The sequence below is a fragment of the Streptomyces sp. HD genome, from assembly GCF_028369295.1.
Classification (GTDB): domain Bacteria; phylum Actinomycetota; class Actinomycetes; order Streptomycetales; family Streptomycetaceae; genus Streptomyces.
In genome coordinates this window covers 57,088-69,629 of the sequence record NZ_JAQMYP010000032.1, presented here as the reverse complement: position 1 = coordinate 69,629, position 12,542 = coordinate 57,088, and the positions used below count along the sequence as shown (strand labels likewise).

General features: G+C 68.4%; 11 protein-coding genes and 1 pseudogene. 9 read left to right on the top strand and 3 right to left on the bottom strand.

Features of this window, described 5'->3' with window-relative positions:
- The first annotated feature begins 168 nt into the window (after positions 1–168).
- Positions 169–804, top strand: a complete 636-nt coding sequence (locus POF73_RS28505; RefSeq protein ID WP_272121123.1) for a TetR/AcrR family transcriptional regulator — start codon at positions 169–171, stop codon at positions 802–804.
- 78 nt (positions 805–882) lie between these two features.
- On the opposite strand, the gene POF73_RS28500 is transcribed toward POF73_RS28505, so the two are convergent.
- From POF73_RS28500 to POF73_RS28490, 3 genes are all read right to left on the bottom strand, one after another.
- Entirely contained in the window at positions 883–1,047 is a 165-nt protein-coding gene (locus POF73_RS28500) for a hypothetical protein (protein WP_272121121.1), read from the bottom strand.
- A 597-nt stretch (positions 1,048–1,644) separates the two neighbouring features.
- Positions 1,645–3,147 (bottom strand): aldehyde dehydrogenase family protein, encoded by a 1,503-nt coding sequence (locus POF73_RS28495; protein ID WP_272121119.1) that lies wholly within the window; start codon positions 3,145–3,147, stop codon positions 1,645–1,647.
- Between the two features lie 89 nt (positions 3,148–3,236).
- Positions 3,237–3,866 carry a TetR/AcrR family transcriptional regulator gene (locus tag POF73_RS28490; protein ID WP_272121117.1) on the bottom strand — a complete coding sequence of 210 codons (630 nt, stop codon included), beginning with the start codon at positions 3,864–3,866 and terminating at the stop codon, positions 3,237–3,239.
- 227 nt (positions 3,867–4,093) lie between these two features.
- Between POF73_RS28490 and POF73_RS28485 the strand changes: the two genes are divergently transcribed.
- The 8 genes and pseudogenes from POF73_RS28485 to POF73_RS46330 all read left to right on the top strand — a co-directional run.
- Positions 4,094–4,864, top strand: a complete 771-nt coding sequence (locus POF73_RS28485) for an enoyl-CoA hydratase/isomerase family protein (RefSeq protein ID WP_272121115.1) — start codon at positions 4,094–4,096, stop codon at positions 4,862–4,864.
- A gap of 16 nt (positions 4,865–4,880) precedes the next feature.
- Positions 4,881–5,999, top strand: coding sequence for a CoA transferase (locus POF73_RS28480; RefSeq protein ID WP_272121113.1), 1,119 nt, complete (start codon positions 4,881–4,883; stop codon positions 5,997–5,999).
- Positions 5,996–7,207, top strand: coding sequence for a CaiB/BaiF CoA transferase family protein (locus tag POF73_RS28475; protein WP_272121110.1), 1,212 nt, complete (start codon positions 5,996–5,998; stop codon positions 7,205–7,207). Before POF73_RS28480 ends, POF73_RS28475 begins: the two co-directional genes overlap by 4 nt.
- A gap of 47 nt (positions 7,208–7,254) precedes the next feature.
- Entirely contained in the window at positions 7,255–8,385 is a 1,131-nt protein-coding gene (locus tag POF73_RS28470) for a thiolase family protein (protein WP_272121108.1), read from the top strand.
- Positions 8,382–8,786 carry a Zn-ribbon domain-containing OB-fold protein gene (locus tag POF73_RS28465; RefSeq protein ID WP_272121104.1) on the top strand — a complete coding sequence of 135 codons (405 nt, stop codon included), beginning with the start codon at positions 8,382–8,384 and terminating at the stop codon, positions 8,784–8,786. Before POF73_RS28470 ends, POF73_RS28465 begins: the two co-directional genes overlap by 4 nt.
- A gap of 7 nt (positions 8,787–8,793) precedes the next feature.
- The gene (locus tag POF73_RS28460; RefSeq protein ID WP_272121103.1) at positions 8,794–9,699 is read left to right on the top strand and encodes an alpha/beta fold hydrolase; all 906 of its coding nucleotides are present in this window, start codon (positions 8,794–8,796) and stop codon (positions 9,697–9,699) included.
- Positions 9,700–9,703: 4 nt separating this feature from the next.
- A complete protein-coding gene (locus POF73_RS28455; protein WP_272121102.1) occupies positions 9,704–11,164 on the top strand; it encodes a CoA transferase in 1,461 nt (486 codons plus the stop codon).
- Between the two features lie 573 nt (positions 11,165–11,737).
- Positions 11,738–12,541: pseudogene (locus POF73_RS46330) on the top strand (cytochrome P450); the annotation flags it as partial.
- Position 12,542: the final 1 nt, after the last annotated feature.

The following is a 12,542-nucleotide window of genomic DNA, read 5'->3' as shown; positions in this document are numbered from 1 at the left end:
GCGGCCCGCCCCTAGACGCGGGGAGCGCACCGTCCGGTCTGAGCGGCGCCGGGCGGGTCCTCTTCTGGCGCTCCCCGCTTGGCCGGGGCCCTCGTGGGGACGGCGGGCCCCGGCCTCTCCTTGTGCCCTGTGGCAGACTTCCAGCGGAAAGAGCGGAGGCAGGACGACATGACGGCTGAGGCGAAGCCCGGTCTGCGGGAGCGGAAGAAGTTGCGCACCCGGTATGCGATCATCTCGACCGCCGTGACCCTCTTCGTGGAACGCGGCTACGACGAGACCACCGTCGCCGAGATCGCCGAAGCCGCCGAGGTCGCCCCCCGCACCTTCTTCCGCTACTTCGCCACCAAGGACGAGGTCGCCCTCGCCCTGATCACCGAGGCCGACGAGGCCATCTTTCCCGCCCTGGAGGCCCGCCCGGCCGACGAGCCGCCGGTCACCGCGTTCGCCAACGCGGTCCGTACCGTCGTGGAGCAGCTGATGCAGGCCGACGACGGCACCGGAGAACTGTGGACGCGCATCCAGCGGCTGCTGGAGAAGTCCCCGCCGCTGCTCGCGGCCTACCTCCAGCGCGTGGTGTCGATCGAGGACCGCCTCGCCCGCAAGCTCGCGGAGCGCGAGGGCGTCGACCCCGATGCCGACCTGCGTCCTTTCCTCGCCATCGGCACCGTCGGCACGGCACTGCGAGCGGCCCACCGACGGTGGGCCGCCCTACCTCAGGCGACCTCCGATGACCTTGTTCGGCTGCGCGAGCAGGCCCTGAAGATCTTGAACGAGCCCCTCGACCGTCACTGGGCAGAGGGCTGAGCCCGGAGTCGAGGCGTCAGGCGATGTCTCTGGGGCGACGGGAGCCGGCTGTGATCCGATGCGACGAGCTCCCTGATGTCAGGGCGGCGAGCCGGTCGAAGACGTCCTGGGCGGCTCCGCGTAACCGAGGCCGTTGGCGGCGGCGTTGCGTTCGGGCGAGGAGCGGCGCGGGCTGACCGCGCTCTTCTGGTCGAACATCAACCCATACGGCACGTTCTGGCTGGAGATGGGCAAGCGGCTCAACTTCGCCCTTCCTGCCGTGCCCCATCCCCGGACACTGGCCAGCGCCGCCGGCCAACCAGCAACGGAGTCCCGCCATGCCCGCTGGACAGTACGGGCGCCGACACCACCGCCTTCTCGCCGCACAGCTCTCCGGCCTCGCTGGCCCAAAACCATCCGTGGCTTTCTCACCGGCCACGGCGGTGCCGGGTTCCGGCCCCACCGCGCGCTGTGGGGCCGGAATCGTTGTCGGTTCGGCGGAGGTGAGTCCCGGGATAGGTGAGGGACCGGCAGTGGTGCGGGCGTGGTGACGCTCAGCAGCCGGACACGCCGGGGGGCGCTGAACTCGCCGCGCACCAGGCCGGGCGCGTTGGTGTTGTTGAAGATCCCTCCACCCGCCGCGCGGACGGGGCGCGCTCGAAGACGGCGACGCGTGCGGTGCGCCTCTCCATCGCCGCGGCCTCGAGATGCGCCTTCGCGGCGGTCAGGCAGGAGAAGCCATGGCCGACGAGCACCGCATCCCAGGGACCGCGGACATCGGAATGCTGGATTCGGACACGAGAATGCCTTTGTCACAAAGGGGTGAAGAGGATACTGACGGTTGGGATTGGACGGAAGGAGTCAGGAGTTGTCAGGACCGTGCCAGTAGGCCTTCGGCTCCGTGTACTCCTCGAAGACGTCGAGCCCCATTTCGTGCCCGAGTCCGCTGACCTTGCGGCCGCCGAAGGGGACGTTGGGGCTGAAGGCGCGCCAAGTGTTGATCCAGACCACGCCGGTGTCGATCTTCCGTGAGACGCGTCGCGCCCGGTCCAGGTCTCGCGTCCAGAGGCCGCCGACCAGACCGAACTCGGTGTCGTTGGCGATCTCGACGGCCTCGTCCTCGGTGTCGAAGAAGATGACCGAACCGACCGGCCCGAAGATCTCCTCGCGTCGCAGCCGCGACGCGCGGTCTGGGGTCGCGTACAAGGACGGCTCGACGAACAAGCCGCCGGTGACGCCGGGAACATCGGTGCCGCAGCGGCCGCCTACGATCAGCGAGGTGTCGTCCTCGCCGTCGGCGATGTCGAAGTAGCTGGTCACCTTCTTGTACTGGGGACGCGAGGCGAGGGGCCCGATCTGGGTGGTGGGCTCCAGCGGGTCGCCGATCACGACCTGCGAGATGAGGTTCTCGAGCCGGGCCAGCACCTCGTCGCGGACACTGCTCTGGATGAGGATGCGCGAGCCGGCGTTGCAGGCCTGGCCGGTCCCGGCGATGATTCCGGTGAGCACGCCCTCGGCGGCGCGGTCGAGATCGGCGTCCTCGAAGACGATGTTGGCGCCCTTGCCGCCGAGTTCGAGGGTCGCCCGGATGAGACGGGGCGCGATCGCCTGCGCAATGGAGCGGCCCGTCGCGGTCGACCCGGTGAACGCCACCTTGTCGATGCCGGGATGCTCCACCAGGGCTGCACCGGTGGCTCCGGCCCCGGTCACCACGTTGACGACGCCGGGCGGGAATCCGGCCTCCAGCGCGAGCTCGATCAACCGGATGGTGGACACCGGCGTCACCTCGGACGGCTTGACGACGACCGTGTTGCCGGACGCCAGCGCGCCGAACAGCTTCCACTGAAGCAGGCCGAGTGGGTTGTTCCACGGGGCGATCGCGGCGACGACGCCGATCGGGACGCGCTCCGTCCACGCGGTGTGACCCGGCATGATCGGTGTGACTGTCTCGCCGTGCAGTGTCAGCGCGTAGTTGGCGCAGAACTCGGCGCTCTGCGCAAGCGCGCCGGGCACCATATTCATCTCGGAGATGGTCTTGCCGTTCTCATGCACCTGCAGCCGCGCCAGCTCCGACGAGTGCTCGCGGATGAGCTGGGCCCAGCGTCGGAACAGCTCAAGTCGTACGAAGGGCGACGTTGTGGACCACGCGGGGAAGGCTGCGCGGGCGGCGCGCACGGCGCGGTCGACGTCGGAGGCTCCTGCGACGGGAACGTAGCCCCACTCGGCGTCTTCGAACGGGTCGACGCAGCGGTAGGTCTGACCGTCTGCGGCCTGGACCTGCTCGCCGTCGACGATCATCCAGTAGCGCTGCTCGGAGTCGAACTCAGGGAAGCGGATGGCACTCCGCGGGTTTGCAATCGTCATCGAACTGCCCTTGTCTTCAGCACGGGCGTCGCTGCCCGATGTGATGAGCAAAATATTCCTGCGACGATCCATCGTCAACCGTTTGGTTACTAAGCGGTCGATTCCCCGCGTTCACGAACCGCAGGGGCGCGCCGCGTGAGCAGCCGCGTGATCATGTCGGCCCAGGTCGCCATCGTGTCCTCGGAATCCGACGCTTCCGGCCCGAGGCAGAAGTCGATCAGCTGCGGGATCACGTACCGCGCGGTGCCTACTGCGTAAATGGTGGCGAGGGCCAACCGGGGGTCGATGTCTGTTGCGAGCTGGCCTTCCCGCTGCAGACGCATGATCACCTGCACCTGGCGGTAGACCGACTCCTGGCGTTCGACGGCAGCGGCCACCGGCCGATCGCCGGCAAGACCCTCCCAGGCAACCATGCGCGACCAGGCGCGCCGCCTCTCCGGGTCGCCGATCTGCCCGCGCATCAACTCCCGGATGTCCGATGTGGCGTCGACCGAGCTGTGCATCGACGTCAGCATCTCGCCCAGCACTGCGGCATAGAGGCCGTCTTTGCTGTCGAAGTAGTGGTAGATCAGCTGCTTGTTCAAGTTCGCAGCCTCCGCGATGCGGTTGATCCGGGCGCCGGAGAACCCGTGCTCGGCGAACTCCTCCGTGGCTGCGCGGAGAATCCGCTCTCTGGCCGTGAGCGCAGGTGGCGCGGTGGTTGTGTCGCTGTCGGTCATGGGTCAACGGTAGCCCCCCGACCCGGGCAAACCTATGTCAACCAAACGGTTGAAGCGGATGCTGGTCTCGCGTAACGTGCCACCCATCACCCACGCCGACCTCCAGCGACGCGACGGCATGACCTCCTCAGAGGCCCCGGGGCGCGTCCGGTCCGGCGTCCCGATTTCCGAGAGGGATTTCCGTGCCGCATTCAACAAACAGCTCACTAACCCCGTACGACGAGCTCGTGCTCGTCGACGACCGAGGCGACTACGCCGTACTCACGATCAACCGTCCCGAGAAGCGCAACGCGATGAGCGTTGATTCCATGAGGCGGCTGCGCGAGGCGCTTGTGGAGGTCGCCGACAAGAAGGTCGTCGTGCTCACCGGCACCGGTCCGTCGTTCTGCGCCGGCGTTGATCTCACGCCGGAGAACCAGGACCGCATGGAGGAGTACGCCAAGGCCAACGGCACCCAGGTGCTGCACCCCTGGACACAGGTGCAGGCCGACATCCGAGCGCACCGTGCCGTCTTCATCGCCGCGGTCAATGGTTACGCTCTCGGCGGCGGGTCGACGCTCATCAACACGTGTGAGCTCGCCATCGCCGCCGAGTCCGCGCAGATCGCCATGCCGGAGCAGGGGTTCGGCAGCTGGCCGATGCAGGCGGGGCCGGCCTCGATCAAGCGGATCGCTCCCAAGCACGCCGCGGAGCTCATCTTCACCTCGCGGCGCGCCGACGCGCAGACCGCCTTCCGTATGGCCCTGGTGAACAAGGTCGTGCCGGATGCCGAGCTGCTCGACGAGGCGATCGCGCTCGCGGAGCACATCGCCGCCTTCAACGCCTTCAGCCTCGACATCTCCAAGCGCGCCTACCACCGTGTGCAGTCGATGACCTGGGACGAGGCCCAGGATTACAGCAGCCTGATTATCACCAGCATCCGTGCGCAGGCCCCCGAGGCGGCGCAGGGCGTGACCAAGTTCCTGGCGGGCGCGCGTGGCCCGGGCCAGGGTCGCTGAGACCGAGGACACGTCCATGACCAAGACTGCACACGGGGACGCGCGCGTCCCCCGCAATTCGGCGCTGTTGCCCGAAACACTCCGAGTGGTCGAGCTCGGCGAGTCCGTGTCGACCGCGATCTGCGGACGCCTCCTGTTCAAGCTGGGGGCGCAGGTCACGCAGGTAGCGGTGGCCGGAGAAACGCACATACTCGACGAGACCGGTCCCTTCGTCGGCGATGGTTCGCAGCGCGTCTCCACGCTGGGCCTCTGGCTCCGCGACGGCAAGACCCGCGTCGACGTCGACCTGGACGACGCGACCGCACGCGAGAGCCTTCACGAGCGCTTGCGCTCCGCCGATGTGGTCCTCGTGGCCGGCACCGCTGCCGAGTGGAGCGCACGTGGTCTGTCCGTCGATCGCCTCGAGGAACTGGCGCCCACCGCGATCATCGGCCGCATCAGTCCCTGGGGCGAGAGCGATGAGTACGCGGACCTTCCCTCCAGCGAGCTGGCGCTTCAGGCGGCGAGCGGCTTCATGCGGCTCATCGGCGACCTGGACCACGAGCCCGTACGGCTCGGCGGCTACCCACTGCAGTCGATCGCGGCACTGCTCGCACTCGACGGCGTGATGATCGGGCTCTTCGCTCGCGAACGCACCGGTCAGGGCGCACGGTTCACGACCTCCGAGTTCGAGGCCGCGGCGCACGCCGAGTGGAAGATCGCCACGTTCGCGCAGGCAGGGCTCCGCCGCGAGCTGCGCGGCGAAGACAACGGCGCACTGGTTCTGCGCTGCCGGGACGGGCACTTCGCCGCCTTCTACATCCCTCGGGACTGGGGCGTCATGAAGGAGATCATCGGCGACAGCCGCCTCGACGACGAGGCGTTCGACACCCCTCAGGGCCGTCTCCGCAACCAAGCGCGGCTCGTCGCCCTGATCGAGGAGACGACCAAAACCATGTCGAAGAAGGACCTCTACCACGCCACTCAGGCCCGCGGGATCCCCGCCGGGTACGTGGCGACCGTCACCGACCTACTCGAATCTCCGCAGTACGTCTCGCGCGGCTTCTTCGAGTCGATCGAGGTGCCGGATGTGGGAGCCGGACTGCTCCCGGACGCGCCGTGGCAGGTCTTCGGTCCCGAGGACGCGGTCGCATGAGCGGGATGCTGGACGGTCTGCGCGTCGCGGACCTCACCATCGTGACGGCCGGGGCCGCGGCCACCCAGGTGCTGGCCGACTTCGGCGCCGACGTGATCAAGATCGAGGGCGTCACCCGCCCCGACCTGTACCGCGGCGGCATGGGCGGCGACATCGGCGCCGACGTCGCCTTCCCGCCGTTCCGCACGGCCAACCGCAACAAGCGCGCCATCGCCGTCGACCTCAAGACCCCCGAGGGGCTGGAGGTCGTGCGGCGGATCGTCGCCACGAGCGACGTCGTCGCCGAGAACTTCCGCCGGGGCGTGGTCGAGCGCCTCGGCCTCGGGTTCCGCGACCTGGTCGCGATCCGGCCCGACATCGTGCTGGCCTCGATCTCGAGCCAGGGCCTCACCGGTCCGAGCAGCGGCTTCACCTCTTTCGGCCTGACCCTGGACGCTCTCGGCGGCGTCATGTCGTACTCCGGGTACGACAGCGACAGCCCGATCTGGTCGAGCGCGCGCATCAACTACCCCGACCAGACGGCGAACTCGCTCGGCCCGGCCCTCATCATCGCGGCCGTGCTGGCGTCTCGTCGCGACGGTCAGGCGCGCTGGCTCGACCTGTCCCAGCGTGAGACCGTCACCGCCTTGATGGGCGACCAGGTGCTGCGCACCTCCCTGACCGGCGAGAATCCGGTGCCCACCGGCAACAGCACCCCCGACAGCATCGAGTGGCTGACGCCGAGCTCGGGAGACGACGCGTGGGTCGCGATCTCGCTGCGTTCGCCGGAGGAGCTCGAGCTGGTCGCATCCGTCGTCGGTGCCGACCTCTCCGGTGCCGGCGACGACGCGGCGCGCGCCGCTCTGGTGCGCGCGACGACCGAGCGGTGGTCGGCATCCCGCTCTGACGCGGATGCCTCCGCGACACTGCGGGCGGCGGGCGTCATGGCGATGCCGGTGCGCAGCGGCGAGCAGCTGCTCGATGACCCGTATCTGCGCTCGCGCGGGTGGTGGCAGGAGGTGTCCGCGCCGGGCGGCGGCACCGAACGCCAGCGCGGCTGGGCGGTCGCCTTCGACGAGGGCGGTCCGGACCATATCCGTCGCAACGGTCCGCGGATCGGCGAGGACACGTTCGAGGTGCTCGGCGAACTCGGCTACGACGAGGACGAGATCGCGTCGCTCGTCGAGCAGTCGGTCGTGTCGGCCCCAGCCAACGCCCGCCAGGGCTGACGCACCCGAATCCACGGACTTCAGAAAACTCAGAGCAAGGACAAAAAATGACAGTGGACGTCCGCGGCAAGGTCGCGATCGTCGGTGTCGGCCATTCCGACCAGGGCACGTTCCCCGGCAAGACGGCCGAGCAGCTTTCGATCGAGGCAATCCAGGCGGCTTTGACCGACGCGCAACTCACCAAGGACCAGCTCGACGGGCTGATCACCTGCAAGTCGGTCCAGGGCAACAACATCGATATCCAGGTGGGCCCGCTGTTCGGGCTGAGCCCGAAGTACGCGCAGACGCTCGACTACGGCACCTGCAACTACTCGCTGCACCTGGCGACCCAGGCGATCCTCTCCGGACTCGCCGAGACGATCGTGCTGGTCTACGGCGCCAACGCCCGATCGGGCAAGTTCAACTTCTCGGCGGCGGCCCCGTCGTTGGAGAGCGCGTCCGGCTACGTGCACGTCGCCGGTCCGGCGGCCCTCGCGCTGCAGCGCCACAAGGCGCTGTACGGGACCAAGGAGGAGGACTTCGGCTGGTTCGCCGTCTCCGAGCGGGAGTGGGCGCAGCGCAACCCGCTCGCGATCTTCCAGGAGCCGATGACGATCGACGACTACCTGGCCAAGCCGTACCTGGTCGAACCGCTGCGTCGTGAGGACGTCACGATGATCTCGGACGGTGCGGTCGCACTGATCGTGACCTCTGCGGAGCGGGCGAAGGATTACCCGAACAAGCCGGTCTACGTGCTCGGCATCGCCGAGAACACCGAGGTCGCCGGCGACACCTTCGACGACTTCCTCATGCGCCCGAACATCAAGGGCACCGCGGCGGACATCTGGAGGAACACCGGGTTCACGCCGTCCGACATCGACGTGCTGTACATCCAGAACCCGACGGCCGTCTGGAACCTCCAGATGGTCGAGGCCTACGGCTTCGCACCGGAAGGGGAGGGCGCGGCCTGGGCGGCCGAGGGGCATATCCGTCCCGGTGGCGACCTGCCGTTGAACACGAACGGCGGTCAGCTGTCGGAGAGCTACATGTGGGGCTGGCTGCACATGGTCGAGGCCGTGCGTCAGCTCCGCGGCACGGTCGAGCCCGACCGTCAGGTGCCCGGAGCGGAGCTGGCCCTGTACTGCTCGACGATGACCTTCCTCAAGAGCGCCGCATCGATCATCGGAGTGAACCCGTGAGTGACAACCCCAATCTGCCCGCCACCGACCTGCCGCTGACGGCCGGATTCTGGGAGGCGGCGAAGCGTCATGTACTCACCGCTCAGAAGTGCCTGGACTGTGGTTACCTGCGCTACCCGGCCCTGGAGATCTGCCCCCGGTGCTGGTCGACCAACCAGGCCTGGACCGAGATCTCGCCCAACGGCACGTTGTGGAGCTACATCGTGTACCACCGTGCGCTCGATCCGAGCAAGAAGGACGAGATCCCCTACGTCGTGGGACGTGTGAAGACCGACGACGGTCCCGTGTTCACGGTGCGGCTCGATATCGCGCCGGAGGACGCGAAGGTGGACATGCGTGTCACCGCGACCTGGGACGATGCCAGCGACGAGGTCACCCTCGTGCGGTTTGCCGCCGAGTGAGGCGTCGATGACCGTGTCGACCGGACCCGCGTGGCTGCGCCGCGCGCTCGCCGAGCGACCCGATGAGCGGGCCGTCGACGTCGAAGGTGCAACGGTGCGGTACCGCGCGTGGGGCCCTGTGGGTGCTCCGGGCGTGGTGCTCGTGCACGGAGGCCTGGCCCATGCCCGGTGGTGGGACCACATCGCCCCGCTCCTGGGCGGGTATCGCGTGCTCGCCCCCGACCTCACAGGGCATGGTGACAGCGCCTGGCGCTCCGAGTACGACACCGAGCAATGGGCGAGGGAACTCACGGCGGTGATCCGTGACGACGGACTTGAGCGTCCGATCGTCGTCGGCCACAGCATGGGCGGCCTTCCCGCGGTGACCGCCGCCGTCGAGCTCGGTGACGCCCTCGCGGGCGTCGCGACCGTCGACGTCCGGTTCCACGACGGGGAGTGGCCGGGACGGGAAAAGCCCAGTGAGCGGTTCGCGTCCCTCGAGGACGGGATCGCACAGTTCGCCCCCGTGGCCTCCCGGGCGGGGATCGAGGTGGAGCCGGCTCTCGAGCGGCATGTCGCCGAGACCTCGCTCGGGTGGGACGGCGACGCCTGGCGCTGGAAGCGCGCGGACAGCTACGGCATCCGTCGCATCCCGCTGCGCCGGCTCCTGCCGGACCTGCGCGTGCCGCTCGCGATCGTGCGCACCGACCACGGGCTGCTCACGCCCGAGGCGGCGGCGGAGATGCGGCAACTCACCCCGGCCCGCGCCGTGGTGACCACCGTGCCGGAGGCGGGCCACAACCCCATGCTCGAGCAGCCGCTCGCCTTCGTCGGGGTGCTCCGCGCGCTTCTTGACGGCTGGTGGTCGATGCCGGGCGGCACCAGCGACCGGTCGCGCGATCCCGGCCGTCCGAACACCGAGATGAAGAGGTAACGCCATGTCAGAGACGACTCAGCCCCTCGCCCGCGCCTTCCTGTCCGAGATGTGGGCGGCGCTCGGAGGTGACGCGTCCGTCGCCGAGCGCGTCACGTTCACCGGTGAGGGCTCGTTGCCCGGCGCCTTCGCGCAGACCGATCTCGCCGCCGCCGCGTTCGGCGTTGCCGGCGTCGCCGTGAGCGAGCTGCTCGAGGCCGGCGGAGCCCCCGCATCCGCGGTAGAGGTCGACCGCGTACTCAGCAGCGGATGGTTCCTGCTGCCGCCAGGACCATCGCGCCTGCTGAACCCGCCGCCGCCGCGTCCGGTTCACTTCCCTCCGTTCCACACGGAGATCGCGACCACGGATGGGCGCTGGCTGCGGCTGCATGGCTTCCCGGCCAACCGCGAGCGCGTCGTCAAGGCACTCGGCGTGGAGGACGACATCGAAGCCGTCGCAGCCGTCGTTCGCGAGCGCGCCGCCGACGAAATCGAGCAGGAACTCGTGGACGTCGGGTGCGTCGTCGCGGCCAGCCGCACCCCCGAAGAGTGGTTCGCGCATCCGGCCGGGGCCGCGGTGGACGTCGAGCCCCTGGCGGCGGTGACCGAGTTCGCCGCGGAGGGCAGTGGGTGGCGGCCCACGCCGGGCCGCCCGCTCTCGGGCATCAAGGTGCTCGATCTGACGCGTGTCGTCGCCGGTCCGACCGGCACCCGCTTCCTCGCCGCCCTCGGCGCCGAGGTACTGCGAATCGACGCACCCGGCTCCGAGGAGTCGCGCCACATCCCGCTCGGCTACGACTTGCTGCTGGGCAAGCGGTGGGCCTTCCTCGACCTGAAAACGCCGGAGGGTATCGAGCAGTTCAAGCGCCTTCTCGCCGAAGCGGACGTGCTGGTGCACGGCTACCGTCCCGGCGCGATCGACGGCTTCGTTCCAGAGGAGGAGCGCCGCCGACTCAACCCGGATCTCGTCGAGGTCGCCCTCCGTGCATACGGATGGGAGGGGCCCTGGAGCATGCGCCGCGGCTTCGACACCGTGGTGCAGTTCAGTGTCGGCTTGGCCAACGCGACGCAGGAATGGGCGCTCGCCGACCCGTCGCGCCGTGTGCCGCTCCAGATCAACGGGTACGACGTCGACGCATCGCGGCCACGCCACACCCCCGTTGAGGGCTTGGATCTCGCCACCGGCTATCAGATCGCGGCGGCCGCGATCCGCGGCCTCACCAAGCGTTTGCAGACCGGCTCGGGGTCGACGACCAAGTATTCGCTCGCGCGCACCGCATCCCTGCTCATCAAGGCCGGGCCGAACCCCGAGGGCGGACCCGACATCCGGCTCCCGCTCGACGGGCCTTGGGAAGACCGCATCTATGGCAGCCCGCTCGGCCCCGTGAAGCGGATGGTGTTCCCGATCGGGATAGAGCGCACTCCTCTGTTCTGGGACAAGACCCCCGACCGACCTGGGGCCGCAGCCCCCGTCTGGAACAGCTAATCGCTCGCGAGGCGCCTTTCAGCGCGACGCACAAGGTTGATCACCTCGTCGGCACCAATGGGCTGGCGCCGCACAACAACGGGTCGTGCTCGCGTCGGCGGAACGCCCTGGCTCATCGGCCGCGACATGAGCTTCCTGACTATTTCCGAACGGGTCAACCAAACGGTTGACCCTGACCCGGAGCTTTTGTAGCGTGAAGCTGCAACTCGTTTCTGGGGCGCACCTTCGTCTGCAGCGAAGCAGAGTGGGATTCCGACTGAGGACGCTCTGCTTCTTTCGAGTCACTCATTCAAGGAGGAAGAAGTGACCGGATCGATAGCCGTAGAAGACGTCATTCCTGACCTAAGCGATCCGCGGACGTTCGTGGACGCCGTCCCCCATGACGGGTTCCGCCTCCTTCGGGAGCGCGAAGGGCTGTACTGGCAGCCGGCCAAGCCCTCGCCGGCCCGCGGCGGATATTGGGCCGTGACGCGCTTCGAGGACATCGTCGCCATCGAACAGGACCCCAGCGCTTTCACGTCAACGCACGGCGTTTCCTACCCGCTGATTTACCCGTTCCCGGCCCCGGCGCCGATGTGCGACAACCTCATGTTCACCGACCCCCCGCGTCACGCAGGCCTTCGCCGGGCGGCCGCGGCGGGATTCGGGCCGCGGGTCGTCGCGAACTTTGAACCCTGGATCCGGGAGATTGTCCGCGAAGTCATCGCCGACGTCGAGTCGGTGACGGAATTCGACTACGTCGAGAAGTTCGCTCGGACCATTCCGGCCTATGTGATCGGCAAAGTGCTCGGCTGCCCCCGCGAGGATCGCCAGCGCATTGTCGACTGGACGAACAGGCTGTTCGCGGCCGGCATGCAGACCGAGGACGGCATGGCCGCCCAGATCGAGGCGGTGCAGCGCATACAGGAAGAGATCCAGGCGTACTGCGCCGACATGCAAGAGCGCAAGCGAAAGGAACCCGCTGATGACATGTTCACCGCGCTCGCCAAAATCGCGGATGCCGGCGACATCACTCAGCCGGAGTTCCTTCAGTGGACGCTCTTGATCCTGACTGCGGGTTTCGAGACGACGCACACGGCGATCGGTCAGTCGATGCGGATGATTCTCGAGAACGAGGATATCTGGGCTGCTACCGAACGAGCCGTTGACGAAGGGATCAGCGGCAAGCTGGCGAACGAATTCATCCGCCTCATCAGCCCTGCAATGCAGATGGCTCGCCTGGCCACTCGCGACGTGGAAGTAGCGGGCACGCAGGTGCTCCAGGGTGACGCGGTCGTTCTCTACTTCGTCTCGGCCAACCGGGACGGGTCCGTCTTCGCCGAGCCTGACACATTCAATCCGTGGCGGACGGAGACGGCAACCCTCGCCTTCGGCAGTG

Coding starts and splice junctions, on each gene's coding strand:
- POF73_RS28480 (WP_272121113.1), top strand. CDS start 4,881: ATGACCAAGACTGCACACGGGGACGCGCGCGTCCCCCGCAATTCGGCG.
- POF73_RS28455 (WP_272121102.1), top strand. CDS start 9,704: ATGTCAGAGACGACTCAGCCCCTCGCCCGCGCCTTCCTGTCCGAGATG.
- POF73_RS28460 (WP_272121103.1), top strand. CDS start 8,794: ATGACCGTGTCGACCGGACCCGCGTGGCTGCGCCGCGCGCTCGCCGAG.
- POF73_RS28475 (WP_272121110.1), top strand. CDS start 5,996: ATGAGCGGGATGCTGGACGGTCTGCGCGTCGCGGACCTCACCATCGTG.
- POF73_RS28470 (WP_272121108.1), top strand. CDS start 7,255: ATGACAGTGGACGTCCGCGGCAAGGTCGCGATCGTCGGTGTCGGCCAT.
- POF73_RS28495 (WP_272121119.1), bottom strand. CDS start 3,147: ATGACGATTGCAAACCCGCGGAGTGCCATCCGCTTCCCTGAGTTCGAC.
- POF73_RS28505 (WP_272121123.1), top strand. CDS start 169: ATGACGGCTGAGGCGAAGCCCGGTCTGCGGGAGCGGAAGAAGTTGCGC.
- POF73_RS28490 (WP_272121117.1), bottom strand. CDS start 3,866: ATGACCGACAGCGACACAACCACCGCGCCACCTGCGCTCACGGCCAGA.